General features: G+C 49.7%; 19 protein-coding genes and 1 other RNA gene. 9 read left to right on the top strand and 11 right to left on the bottom strand.

The genetic code is table 11. The annotated features are described in order from the left end of the window. Positions 1-285: 285 nt before the first annotated feature. Positions 286-649: a transfer-messenger RNA gene (ssrA, locus tag MPHASIOC01_RS14575) on the bottom strand. Between the two features lie 97 nt (positions 650-746). Beyond that, positions 747-1,229, bottom strand: coding sequence for an SsrA-binding protein SmpB (smpB, locus tag MPHASIOC01_RS14570; protein WP_036104014.1), 483 nt, complete (start codon positions 1,227-1,229; stop codon positions 747-749). 147 nt (positions 1,230-1,376) lie between these two features. On the opposite strand from smpB, the gene MPHASIOC01_RS14565 reads away from it, so the two are divergent. Beyond that, positions 1,377-1,814, top strand: a complete 438-nt coding sequence (locus MPHASIOC01_RS14565) for a type II toxin-antitoxin system RatA family toxin (RefSeq protein WP_036104016.1) — start codon at positions 1,377-1,379, stop codon at positions 1,812-1,814. After that, positions 1,804-2,097 (top strand): RnfH family protein, encoded by a 294-nt coding sequence (locus MPHASIOC01_RS14560; RefSeq protein WP_405027736.1) that lies wholly within the window; start codon positions 1,804-1,806, stop codon positions 2,095-2,097. The genes MPHASIOC01_RS14565 and MPHASIOC01_RS14560 overlap by 11 nt, the downstream gene beginning before the upstream one ends. A 105-nt stretch (positions 2,098-2,202) precedes the next feature. Here the strand turns inward: MPHASIOC01_RS14560 and bamE are convergent, their stop codons facing one another. The 3 genes from bamE to nadK form a co-directional block, all read right to left on the bottom strand. Then, on the bottom strand, positions 2,203-2,550 hold the full coding sequence (gene bamE, locus MPHASIOC01_RS14555; protein ID WP_064600776.1) for an outer membrane protein assembly factor BamE: 348 nt from the start codon (positions 2,548-2,550) through the stop codon (positions 2,203-2,205). Positions 2,551-2,773: 223 nt separating this feature from the next. Next, entirely contained in the window at positions 2,774-4,435 is a 1,662-nt protein-coding gene (gene recN / locus MPHASIOC01_RS14550) for a DNA repair protein RecN (protein ID WP_064600775.1), read from the bottom strand. An 86-nt stretch (positions 4,436-4,521) separates the two neighbouring features. Beyond that, positions 4,522-5,400, bottom strand: a complete 879-nt coding sequence (nadK, locus tag MPHASIOC01_RS14545; protein WP_036104029.1) for an NAD(+) kinase — start codon at positions 5,398-5,400, stop codon at positions 4,522-4,524. Positions 5,401-5,522: 122 nt separating this feature from the next. On the opposite strand from nadK, the gene grpE reads away from it, so the two are divergent. Next, positions 5,523-6,107: a nucleotide exchange factor GrpE gene (gene grpE, locus MPHASIOC01_RS14540; RefSeq protein ID WP_156519111.1), complete on the top strand. Its 585-nt coding sequence runs from the start codon at positions 5,523-5,525 to the stop codon at positions 6,105-6,107. Positions 6,108-6,176: 69 nt separating this feature from the next. Here grpE and MPHASIOC01_RS14535 read toward each other — a convergent pair whose 3' ends face one another. Together MPHASIOC01_RS14535 and MPHASIOC01_RS14530 are read right to left on the bottom strand one after the other, a co-directional pair. After that, the gene (locus tag MPHASIOC01_RS14535) at positions 6,177-7,469 is read right to left on the bottom strand and encodes an HlyC/CorC family transporter (protein ID WP_064600772.1); all 1,293 of its coding nucleotides are present in this window, start codon (positions 7,467-7,469) and stop codon (positions 6,177-6,179) included. Between the two features lie 27 nt (positions 7,470-7,496). Next, positions 7,497-8,282, bottom strand: coding sequence for an inner membrane protein YpjD (locus tag MPHASIOC01_RS14530; RefSeq protein WP_064600771.1), 786 nt, complete (start codon positions 8,280-8,282; stop codon positions 7,497-7,499). 162 nt (positions 8,283-8,444) lie between these two features. Between MPHASIOC01_RS14530 and ffh the strand changes: the two genes are divergently transcribed. The 5 genes from ffh (at position 8,445) to rplS (ending at position 12,031) form a co-directional block, all read left to right on the top strand. Next, positions 8,445-9,806, top strand: a complete 1,362-nt coding sequence (gene ffh, locus MPHASIOC01_RS14525; protein WP_064600770.1) for a signal recognition particle protein — start codon at positions 8,445-8,447, stop codon at positions 9,804-9,806. 216 nt (positions 9,807-10,022) lie between these two features. Beyond that, positions 10,023-10,271 (top strand): 30S ribosomal protein S16, encoded by a 249-nt coding sequence (gene rpsP, locus MPHASIOC01_RS14520; protein ID WP_036104040.1) that lies wholly within the window; start codon positions 10,023-10,025, stop codon positions 10,269-10,271. A gap of 18 nt (positions 10,272-10,289) precedes the next feature. Continuing rightward, the gene (rimM, locus tag MPHASIOC01_RS14515) at positions 10,290-10,838 is read left to right on the top strand and encodes a ribosome maturation factor RimM (RefSeq protein WP_064600769.1); all 549 of its coding nucleotides are present in this window, start codon (positions 10,290-10,292) and stop codon (positions 10,836-10,838) included. Between the two features lie 29 nt (positions 10,839-10,867). Then, positions 10,868-11,638, top strand: coding sequence for a tRNA (guanosine(37)-N1)-methyltransferase TrmD (gene trmD, locus MPHASIOC01_RS14510; RefSeq protein WP_064600768.1), 771 nt, complete (start codon positions 10,868-10,870; stop codon positions 11,636-11,638). Between the two features lie 45 nt (positions 11,639-11,683). Then, positions 11,684-12,031, top strand: a complete 348-nt coding sequence (gene rplS, locus MPHASIOC01_RS14505; RefSeq protein WP_064600766.1) for a 50S ribosomal protein L19 — start codon at positions 11,684-11,686, stop codon at positions 12,029-12,031. 166 nt (positions 12,032-12,197) lie between these two features. On the opposite strand, the gene lpxP is transcribed toward rplS, so the two are convergent. From lpxP to MPHASIOC01_RS14485, 4 genes are all read right to left on the bottom strand, one after another. After that, positions 12,198-13,112, bottom strand: a complete 915-nt coding sequence (lpxP, locus tag MPHASIOC01_RS14500) for a kdo(2)-lipid IV(A) palmitoleoyltransferase (RefSeq protein ID WP_064600764.1) — start codon at positions 13,110-13,112, stop codon at positions 12,198-12,200. A gap of 145 nt (positions 13,113-13,257) precedes the next feature. Then, complete coding sequence (locus tag MPHASIOC01_RS14495) at positions 13,258-13,740, bottom strand: OmpA family protein (protein ID WP_405027735.1); 483 nt, start codon at positions 13,738-13,740, stop codon at positions 13,258-13,260. 34 nt (positions 13,741-13,774) lie between these two features. Continuing rightward, entirely contained in the window at positions 13,775-14,986 is a 1,212-nt protein-coding gene (gene dgcN / locus MPHASIOC01_RS14490) for a diguanylate cyclase DgcN (RefSeq protein WP_064600762.1), read from the bottom strand. Then, positions 14,986-15,576 (bottom strand): YfiR family protein, encoded by a 591-nt coding sequence (locus MPHASIOC01_RS14485; protein WP_353612801.1) that lies wholly within the window; start codon positions 15,574-15,576, stop codon positions 14,986-14,988. Before MPHASIOC01_RS14485 ends, dgcN begins: the two co-directional genes overlap by 1 nt. A gap of 322 nt (positions 15,577-15,898) precedes the next feature. Here MPHASIOC01_RS14485 and aroF point away from each other — a divergent pair, with 322 nt between their 5' ends. Then, positions 15,899-16,969: a 3-deoxy-7-phosphoheptulonate synthase AroF gene (gene aroF, locus MPHASIOC01_RS14480; protein WP_064600760.1), complete on the top strand. Its 1,071-nt coding sequence runs from the start codon at positions 15,899-15,901 to the stop codon at positions 16,967-16,969.

Raw genomic sequence — 16,969 nt, 5'->3', positions numbered from 1 at the left:
GGCATCGGGCGATGACCTAAGACAACCGCCAAAAACGGCAACCAGCCGCAAACCCATATCAATCAAGGATGTAGCTTTCCGGACGAGCTTCGGACTTGGTCCGGAGAAAACAGAGAATCAGGGGCCAAACAGAGAAAGAAAGGCTGGAGGATGGGGAGAATCGATGGTGTGGAGAGGTGCTTTGGAAAGATGTGAAACGGGCGCAAACCCTTTAGAAACAAGGGGAAAAAGAAAACCCGTCACCCCGGAGAATGACCCCAGAGAGACGGGTTTGTCTTTTCTAAATGGTGGAGCTGGCGGGAGTTGAACCCGCGTCCGAAATTCCTACATCCTCGGTACTACATGCTTAGTCCGGTCTTTACATTCGCTTGCCAGCTGCGGACGGACACGCCACTAACAAACTAGCCTGATTAGATTTAACGCTTCAACCCCAGGCAGGGCATCCACGCGATCTCTTTTAGGTTTGACCTCTCTTGATCCCCGTCCTAAGAGCGGAGGCTAGGGAGAGAGGGCTCTAAGCAGGTTATTAAGCTGCTAAAGCGTAGTTTTCGTCGTTTGCGACTATTTTTTTGCGGCTTTTTACGAGGCCAACCGCCCCTCGGCATGCACCTTGGGTTTCGCGAATCCCGTCGAATCCAGAATCAGCCCCAAAGTATTCGTGAAAGTATAACAGAATTCAGTTGCTGCACACCAGCGTTGGCTGAATCCATTTTACCTAAGTGCTGAATAAAACAGCACATTCACTTTTAACGCCCCGCGTGTTTCATGATGCGGGCTTTATCAACCTGCCATTCGCGGTCTTTAATATCTGTACGCTTGTCGTGCTGTTTTTTACCTTTGGCAACGCCAATTTTGACTTTTGCCCAGGCATTTTTCCAGTAGAGAGACAGAGCGACCACGGTATAACCTTCGCGGTTTACCCGCCCGTACAGGTTATCGAGCTCGCGCTGGTTCAGTAACAGTTTACGGGTACGGGTTGGGTCGCACACCACATGGCTGGAAGCGACCTGAAGCGGGGTGATATTAGCCCCAAATAAATAGGCTTCGCCATCCTTAAGCAGAACGTAACTGTCGCCAATGTTTGCTTTACCTGCACGCATGGATTTCACTTCCCACCCCTGCAGGGACAGGCCAGCTTCAAACTCATCTTCGATAAAGAACTCGTGGCGGGCACGTTTATTTAACGCAATGGTGGCTGAGCCTGGTTTGTGTGTTTTTTTCTTCGTCATAATGCTGCTCAGTATACGGATTCCTGTCGTAAATGCATCCCATCCAGTGTGAGAAACATATCATCTTACCATGGCTGCGTTCAGTGTTTTTCTTTACTCGTCGATAAATGATATTATTTATGCGATTTATGTAACACGGGAAACACTATGCCGCAGATCAATCGTTCTGCCCTTGTGCCATACAGTGCCGAGCAGATGTACCAGTTAGTTAACGATGTAAAATCGTATCCGGACTTCCTGCCCGGTTGCGTGGGCAGCCGGGTGATTGAAAGTTCTTCACAACATATGACCGCTGCCGTTGATGTTTCAAAGGCGGGGATCAGTAAAACGTTTACCACGCGTAACGAACTGACCAGTAACCAGAGCATTTTAATGCACCTGGTGGATGGCCCATTTAAAAAATTAATGGGCGGCTGGAAGTTTACACCGCTCACGCCGGAAGCCTGCCGTATTGAGTTCCAGCTTGATTTTGAGTTTACCAACAAGCTGATTGAGCTGGCATTTGGGCGTATCTTTAAAGAGTTAGCGGCAAATATGGTGAATGCGTTCACCAGCCGGGCGAAAGAGGTTTATCGTGTTGCCTGAAATCACGGTGGAAGTGGTATATGCCCTGCCGGAAAAACAGTATTTGCGCAAAGTAACGCTTACCGAAGGGGCAACCCTGCAACAGGCGATTGAGGCTTCCGGGTTACTGGCATTGCGCACCGATATTAACCTTGAGAAGAACAAAGTTGGCATCTACAGCCGCCCGGCTAAGTTGAACGATACCGTGCAGGATGGCGACAGGGTGGAAATCTACCGGCCATTAACTGCAGACCCGAAAGCGTTACGGCGCATGCGGGCGGAGCAGTCGGCGCAGAAGAAGTAATATTGCCGCAGGTTAGCCTGTAGCAAGCCAGCCAATAAAAAAGGTGCCACTGGCACCTTTTTTATTGGCTGCGCCAGGCGTAATGCCTGGAAAGCGGGCGAGCACTTAACCTTCGCTACCGGTTAAGGCTGGCTTATTATCGATATTGGTAAGAATGCCGCTGCTGTTAAAAGTGAGAGTCAGGGTTTGCTGAGTCACTTTTTCATGGCCTGGCTGGCGGCGGAAAACATAAATCCATGTATTACTGCCGAACGGGTCGGTCATCATTGGCGTACCCAGCGCGTAAGCAACCTGCTGTTGGGTCATACCGTTATGGACCTGGGCAATATCAGTACTGGTGAGGTAATTCCCCTGGTTGATATCAGGGCGGTACACCACTCGCTCCATGGTGGAGCAGCCAGCAGTTAACATCAGAAGAACCGCTGTGGCAGCAGTCAGCGTTTTACAGCGCATAGTTTTTAGATTCCTTTTTGGGCCCGAGTTGTGCCTGGCTCATGTGTCATGTAGCCGATGATAATAAACCTTCAGCCAGTTTAAAACCTTAAGGCGCTTCAGTATGACCTTAGAGTTGAAAAAAAGTTGAGTGTAAGTGGAAAAACAGGGCATAAAAAACGTGCTGTGTTTGTTTTTTATACAAACACAGCACGGCGCAGAAGCAGAGGGTAATTATTGCGAATCAGGCAGCCAGTAATTCCCTGGCATTCGCCAGCGTGTTACGGGTGACTTCACTGCCACCTAACAGGCGGGCGAGTTCATTCAGGCGGGCGCGTTTATTCAGTGCCTGCATATGGGTTTCAGTAACGGTGCCATCGGTTTCTTTGCTGACAAAGAAATGCTGGTGGGCACAACCAGCAACCTGAGGCAGGTGCGTGACACACATAACCTGGGTGGATTCGCCCAGTGCGCGGAGCAACTTACCAACCACTGCGGCTGTTGGCCCGCTGATACCCACGTCCACTTCATCAAAAATCAGTGCCGGGGTATCCATTTTACGTGCGGTAATCACCTGAATGGCCAGGGCGATACGCGACAGTTCACCCCCAGAGGCAACTTTACCTAAAGGCTGTAAAGACTGGCCCGGGTTAGTGCATACCCGAAACTCAATGCGGTCTGCGCCTTCTGGTGTCAGGTGGTTTTCATCAAAGGTGACATCAATAGTGAACTGACCATGAGGCATGGATAGTGAGTGCATACTATCAGTAACCAGTTGGCTAAGTTCTGCGGCGCGTATTTCGCGTTTTTCATGCAGGGTTCGGGCTACCGAAAGCGCACGCATATGATGTTGTGTAACGGTATCGCTCAGTGTGTCTTGTGCTTCGCCTTGCTCTTCCAGTTCCATTTGTTCCTGGAGCAGAGCCTGGTGTAGCCCGGGCAGTTCTTCCGGGGAAATATGGTGTTTGCGCGCCAGAGAAATTTGGCGGGAAATACGCTGTTCCAGTTCAAACAGGCGGTTAGGATCAAGTTCCGTGCTTTCGCAGTAATGGCGTAGTTCATCGCTGGCCTCACTAACCTGTATGGCGGCTTCCTCCAGCATGTCCAGCACGCTGGAGAGTTTGCTGTCCATGCTCACCAATTCACTCACCTGCTGGCGAGCGGTGTACAGCAGGCTTTGTACGTCGGCTGATTCTGTATCGGATAATATGGCTAATGCCTGCTGGCTGGTGGACAACAGTTGCCCACTGTTTGCCAGGCGTTTGTACTCTTCATCTATTTGTTCGAACTCGCCAGCCTGAGGCGCAAATTCATTGAGTTCTTTTAGCTGGTAATGCAGCAGTTCCAGGCGGGCTGTGCGTTCCTGGCTTTGCTGCTGGTGCTGCGCCAGTGCACGGCAGCTTTGGTTCCAGTTTTGCCAGCACAGCTTCATTTCCTGAGTAAGTGCATACTCACCTGCAAAGCCATCCAACAGGGCTTTTTGATGTTCTGGTTTGAGCAGTAACTGGTGGGCGTGTTGCCCGTGGATTTGAATAAGTAACTGCCCCAATTCACGTAACTGAGACAGGGGAACAGCGGTGCCGTTGATAAAGCCACGGGAGCGGCCATCTGCGCTGATTACCCGGCGAAGCAGGCATTCGTTGCCGTCTTCCAGCTGGTTTTCTTCCAGCCACTGTTGTGCCGCTGGTGTGTCTTTTAACTGAAAACGGGCGCATAAATCTGCCCGGGCTGCGCCCGCTCGCACGCTGTCACCTTCTGCACGGCCACCCAGGCATAAGCCCAGAGCATCAATGGCAATTGATTTCCCCGCGCCCGTTTCACCGGTAATGGCAGTCATTCCTGCGTGAAAATCAATTTCCAGTTCACGAACGATAGCGAAGTTACTGATTGTGAGTTGTGACAGCATAGCCACCTTCCTGTATAAAATAACAGAGCTGTGTTTTCATACAGTATAAACTGGTTTTATATACAGTAAAGTGGCAAACGCGAATTTTAGAATAATTTTTTTGACCAGCCGAGTTTAGAGCTTAATGTGTTGAAATAGCTGTAATCGATAGGGTGTATCAAGTTTAGCTGGTAGTCGCACCGGCGAATGAATACGTCTTCGCCTTCCTGAATAGGAAGCGCAATCTGGCTGTCGCAACTGATTTCAAGGTCATTGCGCCGGTGGGAAAACCGCAGGCGAATGGTGCTGCTGCCATTGATAACCAGTGGCCGCGCTGAGAGCGTATGGGGGAACATCGGTACCAGCGTAATGGCGTCCAGCGACGGGGTGAGAATTGGGCCGCCGGCAGAAAGGGAGTAGGCGGTGGAGCCTGTCGGCGTGGAAATAATCAGGCCGTCGGAACGCTGAGAGAAGGCAAATTTTTCGTCAATATAGACTTCAAATTCTATCATGTGTGCCACTTTACCCGGGTGCAGCACAACTTCATTAATTGCCGTGCTCAGCCGTTTTGGGCTGTCTTTCTGGCAAACCTGTGCTTCCAGTAAAAAGCGTTGTTCACTGATATAATGGCCTTCGAGTACATCGGCAAGTTGCTGGTGAGCGTTATCCGGGTCAAGGTCCGTCAGGAACCCCAGGTTCCCTCTGTTAATGCCAATCACTTTAATGCCATAACGGGCAAGAACCCTTGCGGCCCCGAGCATGTTACCGTCACCGCCGACCACAACAGCCAGGTCCGCCTGCTGGCCTATATCCGCCAGCGTACCGGTGCGGGCTTGCTTCAGGCCCAGTTCATGTGCAATTTGCTGTTCCATAATGACGTCATAACCTTTACTGCACAGCCAGCGCCATAACATTTCATGGGTGCTGAGCGCGCCAGGATGACGAGGGTGCCCAACAATGCCGATGCAGTTAAACTGTTTGTTCATTATTACGGAGTCCTTACATGGGGTTGGATCACGACAATCTGCCCTGTTCCCTTGAAACACGGAAACTGATCCCCATAATAAGCGAACCAGCGAGACAAATGCGAAAAAACGCGGAGAATTTCATGAGCAGTAAAGATCAGAAAACACCTGAAGAGCATCAGCCGGATGAAATCGTTATGGAACAACATGATGAAGTAGACGCTGCGGACACAGCGGACCAGGTGGATCCGCGCGATGAACAGATTGCTAACCTGGAGAAACAGTTAGCTGAAGTTCAGCAGCGCGAACAAGACAATGTGCTGCGCGCACGGGCGGAAATGGAAAACCTGCGTCGCCGTACTGAGCAGGATGTCGAAAAAGCGCATAAATTTGCGCTGGAAAAATTCGTTAACGAATTACTGCCCGTAATCGATAGCCTGGACCGCGCTCTGGAAGTGGCGGATAAAGAAAATGCGGATATGGCATCCATGGTTGAAGGGATTGAACTGACCCTGAAATCCATGCTGGATGTAGTACGCAAGTTTGGTGTCGATGTCATCAGTGATGTGAATGTACCGCTGGACCCGAATGTTCACCAGGCTATTGCTATGGTGGAATCTGAAGAGGTGGCGGCTGGTAACGTGCTTCACGTTATGCAAAAAGGTTACACCCTGAATGGCCGCACTATTCGTGCCGCTATGGTAACCGTTGCTAAAGCAAAAGCCTGATACTTTTCTTTGGTAGAAAAAACCTCTGCCGGGCCAGGCAGAGGTTTTTTGGTGAGTAAATGGCGGTAATTATTCTGCGCTCTGAATACTGGTTTTAAGCGGGGTAACCGGGGTCACCTTTACCTGCTTAATCATGTTGTCCTGCACATCGAGAATATCTATATCGTACTGGCCTATATTCACTCGCGTACCTGCCGCAGGTATCTCTTCCAGCGCCTCAAGCAACATCCCATTTACGGTACGCGCTTCTTCTTCCGGGAAATGCCAGTTAAAGGCTTTATTGAGGTCACGAATGTTGGCGCTCCCTTCAATAATGACCGAGCCATCATTTTGCGGTGTGACTTCTTCCGCCAGAGAAGGCGACATAGAGGTAGTAAAATCCCCGACAATTTCTTCAAGGATATCTTCAACGGTAATCAGCCCCTGAATATCGCCGTATTCATCTACCACCAGACCCACTTTCTTTTTATTGCGCTGGAATTTGATGAGCTGGGTGCTGAGCGGCGTGCCTTCGGGAACAAAATAAATTTCATCGGCGGCGCGCAGCATCACTTCTTTCGTGAACTCTTTTTTCTCCGTCATTAGCCGGTAGGCTTCACGGACACGCAGCATGCTGATGGCATCATCCAGCGATTCACGGTAGAGAACGATACGCCCGTGCGGTGAGTGAGTCAGCTGGCGAACAATGGATTTCCAGTCGTCGTTGATATCAATACCCACGATTTCATTGCGCGGCACCATGATGTCGTTAACACTTACTTTCTCCAGGTCCAGCACAGAAAGCAGCATGTCCTGGTTACGCTGGGAGATTTTGGATTTGGATTCATTAACAATAGTGCGCAGTTCATCTTTGGTGAGCGCGGCACTCACCACAGCGTCGGTTCTTATCCCCACAGTGCGCATTAAGATGCGGGTTATCATGTTCAGCAACCATACCAGTGGCATCATGATGACCTGGAGCGGCGCTAATAACACACTGCTGGGGAACGCGACTTTTTCAGGGTAGAGTGCAGCGACAGTTTTAGGCAGCACTTCAGCAAAAATCAGTACCACGAAGGTGAGAACACCTGTGGCAATAGCAACCCCGGCATCGCCATACAGGCGCATACCAACAATGGTTGCCAGTGCAGAAGCAAGGATATTGACCAGGTTATTGCCAATCAGCACCAGGCTTATCAGGCGGTCCGGTGTACGCAGAAGTTTTTCGACACGCCGCGCAGATTTATTTCCCTGCTTTGCAAGATGGCGCAGGCGATAACGGTTAAGTGTCATCATTCCGGTTTCCGAACCGGAGAAGTAGGCGGAAATCAACACCATGATCACCAGGGTGATAATCAACGTGGTGGTGGAAATGTCTTCCAAAAAAATCGTCCTTTATTAATAAGAAAATTAGCCGAGGAGTTGTTGCAGTACACGGCTTCCAAAGTAAGCGAGAGTGAGTAACAGCGCACCGGCCATATTGAACCAGACAACGCGGCGACCACGCCACCCTTCATGATAATGCCCCCACAGCAGGATGATATAGACAAACCATGCCAGAATAGACAGCACGGCTTTATCAATGTTCTCCATGGTAAACATGTTGTGCATGTAGAACAGGCCTGTTGCCAGGGTTAGCGTGAGCAGCACCACACCAATTTGCGTGATGTGAAACATTTTGCGTTCAATGCCCATAAGTGGCGGCATATCTGCGCTGAACGCCAGGCGTTTGTTCTTCAGTTGGTAGTCAATCCAGGCTAACTGCAGGGCATAAAGCGCTGCGATAATCAGCGTAGCATAAGAGAAGAGAGACAACCCAATATGCACCATCATACCCGGGGTGGTTTCCAGGTGAGTAATAAACTCATTTGGCATAAATGAGGCGAAAGCCAGATTAATGAGGGCAAACGCATACACAATCGGCAACAGCAGCCAGCCACGGTTTTTTGTCGCGACAATGGTCATCACGATACAAATCATCAGGCTGACCAGCGAGCCGACGTTAAGCAAACTGAGGTTTTGCCCGCCATTGATAAAAATACGGGATTCAAGCGCCAGAGCATGGCAAACCAGGGCGATAATGGCCGACAAAATCGCCATACGGCGCCAACCGCTCTGTTGTTTTAACAGACCAGGAATGATGAGCGCGAGGCTGACAGAGTAGGCCGCCAGCGCAAGAATAGAAAAAACAGGCATATAGGATGTCGGTGTTAGCCAGAATCAGAAGACGCAGTATAACGTTACACGCTCCCGGCTCCAACCGTTGCATAACATCAATGACTGCTTCATGTTATACTGCGCCAATTCATGAATCACTGTCGCGCTTGCGGCCTAAGTTACCATTCGGGTAAGAAGACAATGTTTGATAATTTAACAGACCGTTTGTCGCGCACGCTGCGCAATATCAGCGGCCGTGGGCGGCTTACCGAAGACAATATTAAAGATACACTGCGCGAAGTGCGCATGGCGCTGCTGGAAGCAGATGTCGCTCTGCCAGTGGTGCGTGAGTTTATCAACCGCGTTAAAGAAAGTGCGGTTGGTCATGAAGTGAACAAAAGCCTGACGCCTGGCCAGGAGTTCGTGAAAATTGTCCGCACAGAACTGGTTGCGGCGATGGGTGAAGAAAACACGGCACTCAACCTGGCGGCACAACCCCCGGCTGTTGTTTTGATGGCGGGGTTGCAGGGGGCCGGTAAAACCACCAGTGTGGGGAAACTGGGGAAATTCCTGCGCGAGAAACATAAAAAGAAAGTGCTGGTGGTGTCTGCCGACGTGTATCGCCCGGCTGCTATCAAACAGCTGGAAACCCTGGCGCAACAGGTTGAGGTCGATTTCTTCCCTTCTGATGTTCAGCAAAAGCCTGTGGATATTGTTAACAGCGCGCTGCAACACGCGAAACTGAAATTCTACGATGTGCTGCTGGTGGATACAGCCGGCCGTTTGCACGTTGATGAAGCAATGATGGATGAAATCAAGCAAGTCCATCAGGCTATTAACCCGGTGGAAACGCTGTTCGTGGTTGATGCCATGACCGGGCAGGATGCCGCGAATACCGCAAAAGCGTTTAACGAAGCGCTGCCATTGACGGGGGTTATCCTTACCAAAGTTGATGGTGATGCCCGTGGCGGTGCGGCGTTGTCCATTCGCCATATCACCGGGAAACCTATTAAGTTCCTGGGTGTGGGCGAAAAAACAGAAGCGCTTGAGCCTTTCCATCCGGACCGTATCGCTTCACGTATTCTCGGTATGGGCGATGTGCTGTCGCTGATTGAAGATATCGAAAGCAAAGTTGACCGTGCTCAGGCCGAGAAACTGGCAACCAAGCTGAAGAAAGGCGATGGTTTTGATCTGACCGATTTTCTTGAGCAACTGAAGCAAATGCGCAATATGGGCGGTATGGCGAGCCTGATGGGTAAATTGCCGGGTATGGGCCAAATACCAGATAACGTGAAATCCCAGATGGACGACAAAGTGCTGGTGCGGATGGAGGCTATCATTAATTCAATGACCCTCAAAGAACGTGCTCAGCCAGATATCATCAAAGGATCCCGTAAACGCCGTATTGCCGCCGGTTGCGGTATGCAGGTTCAGGATGTTAACCGTCTTCTGAAACAGTTCGACGACATGCAACGCATGATGAAGAAAATGAAGAAGGGCGGGATGATGAAAATGATGCGTGGTATGAAAGGCATGATGCCACCGGGCTTCCCGGGGCGTTGATGCCTGTTAGTCAACAACGTTTGGCTGGCTGGCATTGTGTTGCCAGGGTGTAAGCTGAACGCCGGTGTAGCTGGAATTGTACTGCACTGCGGCCACACAACCCGTAAATTGAATTGATTTTTACGCAGAAATGAGTAAAATTTTCGGGCTTTTTATATGACACCGGGCTCCGTTCCTCGATGGAGCCCGGTTGTTTTATTAACTCAAGAGGATGTTATGGTAACTATTCGTTTAGCACGTCACGGCGCTAAAAAGCGTCCGTTCTACCAGGTTGTCGTTGCTGACAGCCGTAATGCGCGCAACGGTCGCTTCATTGAGCGCGTTGGTTTCTTCAACCCGCTGGCCAGCGAAAAAGAAGAAGGCTCACGCCTGGATCTGGATCGTATCGCTCACTGGGTTGGCCAGGGCGCAACTGTATCTGATCGCGTTGCTGCGCTGATCAAATCAGTAAAACAAGCAGCTTAATCTGTCGCGGTGGTCATGATGAGCAAGCAACAAACCGTATCAACGCCCGTTGAACCCATAGTTCTGGGGAAAATGGGGTCTCCCTACGGTATTCGTGGTTGGCTCAGAATGTTTTCTTCCACTGAAGAGACCGAAAGCATTTTTGACTATCAGCCCTGGTTTATCCAGAAGGCGGGTCAGTGGCAAGTTGTTGAGCTGGAAAGCTGGCGCTACCACAATCAGGATGTTGTCATTAAACTGAAAGGTGTTGATGACCGTGATGCCGCGAATTTACTGACTAATTGCGAAATTGTTGTGGATTCGTCGCAGTTGCCGCAACTTGAAGATGGTGATTACTACTGGAAAGACCTGATGGGTTGCCAGGTAGTCACAACTGATGGTTATAACCTGGGTAAAGTCATTGATATGATGGAAACCGGGTCGAATGACGTTCTCGTCATTAAGGCAAACCTGAAAGATGCATTTGGTGTCAAGGAGCGGTTGGTTCCGTTCCTGGACGGGCAGGTTATCAAGAAAGTCGATCTCACTACTCAAACTATTGAAGTAGATTGGGATCCTGGTTTTTAACCACCGGATAATACGGTAATAACAGCGCTATGTGGATTGGCATAATTAGCCTGTTTCCCGAGATGTTTCGCGCGATTACCGATTTCGGGGTAACTGGTCGGGCTGTAAAAAATGGCCTGCTCAGCATCGAAAGCTGGAGTCCCCGTGACTTCACGCATGACAGGCACCGTACTGTGGACGATCGTCCTTATGGTGGCGGGCCTGGGATGCTGATGATGGTTCAACCTTTGCGGGATGCCATCAATGCAGCCAAAACCGCGGCAGGTGAAGGCGCTAAGGTGATCTATTTGTCACCTCAGGGGCGCAAGCTTGATCAAGCTGGCGTCAGTGAACTGGCAACAAATGAGAAGCTGATTCTGGTTTGTGGCCGGTACGAAGGTATTGATGAGCGCGTTATACAAACCGAGATTGACGAAGAATGGTCTATCGGGGATTACGTGCTCAGTGGTGGTGAGTTACCCGCCATGACGTTAATTGATTCTGTTGCCCGGTTTGTTCCCGGTGTACTGGGTCATGAGGCGTCAGCAAATGAAGATTCATTTGTGGATGGGTTGCTGGATTGTCCACATTATACCCGGCCTGAGGTTCTGGAAGGCATGGAAGTACCGCCAGTGTTACTGTCGGGTAATCATGCTGAGATTCGCCGCTGGCGTTTGAAACAGTCGCTGGGCCGCACCTGGCTTAGAAGACCTGAACTTCTGGAAAACCTGGCTCTGACTGAAGAGCAAGCAAAGTTGCTGGCGGAGTTCCAGCGGGAACATAAGCAGCAACATAAACATGATGGGAATGGCGAAGCATAGGCTGCCACCCGAAACATCAGTTTACCCAGGATAAGAGATTAAATTATGAGCAACATTATCAAGCAAATTGAACAAGAGCAGATGAAGCAGGACGTACCTTCCTTCCGTCCGGGCGATACCGTGGAAGTGAAAGTATGGGTTGTTGAAGGTTCTAAAAAACGTCTGCAGGCATTCGAGGGCGTGGTTATCGCTATTCGTAACCGCGGTCTGCACTCTGCATTCACTGTTCGTAAAATTTCCAACGGCGAAGGTGTTGAGCGTGTATTCCAGACTCACTCACCGGTTGTTGATTCTATCAACGTCAAACGCCGTGGTGCCGTTCGTAAAGCTAAACTGTACTACCTGCGTGAGCGTACTGGTAAAGCGGCTCGTATTAAAGAGCGTCTTAACTAAGTACACGCGCAAGCGTCATCTTAAAGTTAATAGAAAACAAGGGGTTGGCATTATGCCACCCCCTTTTTCTTTGCCATGTTTATTGCCAGTGCTCTCAGGAAAGCATTGTGTTGTCAAATGGCTTTCAATAGCCGGATTTGGCATAATCCTGCCGTTGCTCCGCAGGTTATGAATAGAGCTGAGCGGCACCTTCCGGGCGAGTTTTAAAACGCCGGTGTACCCATAAATACTGCCCGGGTGCACGCAGGATCTCTTTCTCTATAACTTTGTTGATGTACCTGGCTGCCTGTATCTTGCTGTCCGGGTAGTCTTCAAAGGCTTTACTGATATGCAAACGGTAACCGGCATTGCCGGGTTTACGAACCATGGTGATAGTCAGCATCTGTGAACGGGAAAGTTGCGAAACGGCATAGGTACCATTGGTGGTAGCGGCATCCGGTACTGAGAAAAAAGGGGCGAAGACACTGCCTCTCGGCCCATAATCCTGGTCTGGAGCAAACCATACCGCTTCCCCGCTTTTCAGTGCGTTGACCAGACCTTTCAGGTTTCTCCGGTCTATCATTGCTTTATTTGACCGCAGGCGGCCCTTTGTTTGAACCCACTCCATTAATGGGCTGTTATGAGGCCTGTATGTCGCCATCATTGGCTGGCACAAACCCATCACTCTGCCGCCCAACTCAAGTGACATGAAGTGAACACCGATTGCTATTACGCCCTTTTTGGTGCTCATTGCCTGATCAAGGTGTGTGCAACCTTCAACATCGAACCACTTTCGCACTCGCGAATCGCGCCAAAACCACGCCATGCCTGTTTCAAGCAACCCCATGCCGAGGGAAATAAAGTTGTCGTCAACAAGCTTTTCTTTTTCGGCGGTGCTCATTTCAGGAAAGCACAATTCAATATTACGCCTTGCTATTTTCTCACGGCGTTTCAGAAATGGGCGAGATGCTTTACCCAGCCCACGACCAATGCAGGCTATAACGGGATACGGAAGCTGAACCATGGCCCATAAAATACCCAGACCCAGCCAGGTTAACCAGTTTCTTGGGTGAAGGAAGGATTTCTTAAAGCCTGAAAACATGCATTCTCCAGTGACATGAAACGGTGTGGTGAGCAAAGAGAAAACAAACCGTTAATCAGCCAGTTGTACTTGGAATATGGTGTTTAGACAGCCAGAATTTGAAACGATTCACCCATTTACGAATGTTTAATCAAACCAAAGGCCGTTAAGGTGTGGTAATCACCACAGCTACATGGCGGTTTTCCGCTCGCCCTTCGCGTGTTGCGTTACTGGCTACCGGGTATTTGTCTCCCAGGCCTTCAGCAGTGAGGTTGTCTCTGGAAACGCCTGTTCCATCTGCCCACGCATCAGCAACAGCATTTGCACGTTTCAGTGACAATGCGAGGTTGTACTGCCTGTCACCGTAATTATCGGTGTAACCATTAAAATGCGCGTGAGTAATGCCCACCTGCGCCAGGTGATGGGCCATGCCCTGTATTTTTTGTTTGCTGGCGGGTTTCAGGCGAAATTGATCGGTGTCGAACAGAATTTTATCCGACATCCCCAGGGACCAGCCTGAATTTGTCTGTTTAAAACCATAAGACTGCATGGCCGCAACCTGCTGATGGGTGAACGCGCCAGTATTCGTCTGGCAGGCAGTCAGTAATACAGTCGCTGTTAACAGTACTGGAGCGAAAACGTTTCTCATAATTATCATTCCCGATTGCTGTGTCTTATGCTGCTTATCTGCGTGTTGAGCGCTTCACCTGGTACATGCTGGTGTCTGCACTATCAATGAGTTCTTCAGGGGTACTGCAAGTGTGTGCCCATGCATAGCCAATGCTTAATGACATCACCACACTTTTTTCTGGTGAGATTGCAATAGAAGAAGACAGGCGTTGCGTTATTTCACTGATTTTCTGCGTGATATCAGCCTCATGCTGTATGCCGGCCAACAAGATAGCAAATTCGTCCCCACCTAACCGAAAGGCCGGGCAGGTTTCGCCAGCGAATGTCGCCAGTCTGTGGGCTGTCTCAATCAGTACCAGGTCTCCTGCGTTGTGCCCCCATGTGTCGTTAATGGTCTTGAAATGATTACCGTCCATATACAGCAACACGGCACCGGTTCTGGCCTCTGGTGCGCTGTACAGTTTATCCAGCGCCTGGCGAAATGCATTACGGTTACCCAGCCCGGTCAGCGGGTCATGCAGCGTACTCTTCAGTAAAGAGGCATTGCGTTGCTGGAGCTGGATTTGCCAGGTCTCCATGTCATCAAGCAGGCTGTTAAAGTCTTTGGCAAAATGGTAGAACTCATCAATGTGGGTTGGCGTGGCTCGTCGCGAGAAATCACGGTTTTCACGCACGTCGTGCACCACGCTTGTCATTGCATGCAGGGCTTTATTCAGGTCGCGATGCAGATAGTTACTGATAAGCAGCGACAACAATGCAGCCAGGAACAAACAGCCGCCCAAAACAGCCAGCGAGAGCCAGACAAAATGTGTGACGATGCCATCGGTGCCAGTCAGCACAAGTGTACCTACCACCTGGCCATTGTGTTCAATTGTTTTATAGACAGGTTCCGGGTAAACCCACTTACTGACCAGACTTTCTATCATGGTCTGATGGCGAATTTTGGGGCTGTTCCAGCGCGTCATTTCCTGCTGCTGAGTATCATAAACAATGGCGGCAGAGAATTGCCCTTGTTCCCCCAGTGTTTGCAGTGTGTTCAGCGCAGCCTGCGAATCATGAAATACCGTGGCGGCTTCAAGGCTGTGGCTGATGGTGCTACTCAATAACGCTAAATTTGTCTGTGCATACTGCTTGAGAGCCACCATAGATGTCAGAGAAATAAGGATCCATGATGCAATCATCGCCACAATGACGCTAATCAGGCTGATGCGTCGTAACGTATTTTTGAATGTTGGTCGTGAGCAAAACCGGGTGTCCTTTACCATCACTTCTCCGTTTTTCTTGCGAGCAACAAAACATCAGGCGAAACGTGCACACCGCTGCGTGTCAACGAATCCAGATTGACGGAAAATTTTACCGAATCAGATGTTATGGCAAGGCAAAAAGCGCTGCCTGTTACACATTGTGGATTATTTTCTGAAATGAACAGACGCGCCCCAGCTGGGAGTTGCTGAATAACGGTCTGTTGTGTTTGTGCTGATTCCTGACCGAAATAGATGCCATCACACTGCGCTGCGGTTGTACTGTTAATCTCAGTTAATATGACTGGCTGATAAGGCATACTTTCCGCGTTATTCGGCGATGTCAGTGCGTCCAGGTATGGTGTGCTGTGCGAAAAGCACATACGGGGCCTGGTGGTCAAAGCAGGCCACCGGGTATAGCTGACAATGCCATAAACTATTCTTTTTACATTTTGAGCGGTGCCGGACAGGTATGGCTGAGACCCTGCGTCAGAGGCGCTGGCCTTTGCAGAAATAGAACATGCAAAAATCAGGAATAGCATTGAGACGAGTCGGGGCATGTGAGTTTTCTGGCTCGTGCTTACAATATGCGAATAATCTGATGATAATAACATTTTGTTATCATTTCGTCAGTCCGGAAATAGCGTGTTGATTCTCCATATGGTTTTTCCCTGGTTTGCCAGACAAGGAAGCTGTTTTTCTGTAGTAAATACGCGTCATGCTGAGTGACGTGAGATAAGTATCTTAGTGAAGTGTCTTTCATGGTGTAATTATAAGTTTACATTTTTATGGTGATTTTTCCGCTTTAATGGCAATTAAATTGATGTTGTAAACTAAAGTTTACGTATTTTGGATTGAAATCTTTACCTGCTGTGGTAAGGTTAATGCGCCTCTCGGGGAAAATATCGCAAACTTCGTTTTAACAGGACTTCCACCATGCAAAAAGACACGCTGAATAATATCAACATCGCTGATGAACAAATCTTGATTACACCTGAACAACTCAAAGCGCAGTTTCCGCTTACTGCACAACAGGAAGCTCAAGTGTCTGAGTCTCGCAAGACCATTGCAGATATTATTGCCGGGCGCGATCCGCGCTTGTTAGTGGTGTGTGGCCCTTGCTCTATTCATGATCCCGAAGCAGCAATTGAATATGCCCGTCGTTTTAAAACACTCTCAGAACAAGTCGGCGATAGCTTGTATCTGGTGATGCGTGTCTATTTTGAAAAACCGCGTACTACTGTTGGCTGGAAAGGCTTAATCAATGATCCGCATATGGATGGTTCATTTGACGTGGAAGCTGGTCTGAAAATTGCCCGTCACTTGCTGGTGGAACTGGTTGGTATGGGCTTGCCACTGGCAACAGAAGCACTGGATCCAAACAGCCCGCAATACCTGGGTGATCTGTTCAGTTGGTCTGCTATTGGTGCCCGTACAACTGAGTCGCAGACCCACCGTGAAATGGCTTCCGGGCTGTCTATGCCTGTTGGCTTTAAAAATGGGACAGATGGCAGCCTGGCTACCGCAATCAATGCAATGCGTGCCGCATCTATGCAGCACCGGTTTATGGGGATTAACCAGGCAGGCCAGGTTTGCCTGTTGCAGACCCAGGGTAACCCGGATGGGCATGTTATTTTGCGGGGCGGAAAAGCACCCAACTACGGCCCTGAAGATGTTGCTCAATGTGAAAAAGAGATGCAGAAGGCGGGACTCCGTCCATCTCTGATGATAGATTGCAGCCATGGCAACTCAAACAAAGATTTCCGTCGTCAAACCGGGGTTGCGGAATCGGCTGTTGCTCAGATAAAGGATGGCAACCGTTCTATTATTGGCCTGATGATTGAAAGTAACTTATTCGAAGGCAACCAGTCATCAGAACAACCCCGCAACGAAATGAAATACGGGGTTTCTGTAACTGATGCCTGTATCAGTTGGGAAGCGACCGAGGCGCTGTTGTGTGATATCCATGAAGATCTTCGTGAGCATATTGCTGCGCGCCAGGCTTAA

It is taken from the genome of Mangrovibacter phragmitis (assembly GCF_040429585.1).
Taxonomy (GTDB): Bacteria; Pseudomonadota; Gammaproteobacteria; order Enterobacterales; family Enterobacteriaceae; genus Mangrovibacter; species Mangrovibacter phragmitis.
This window is presented reverse-complemented; position numbering and strand designations above follow the sequence as displayed.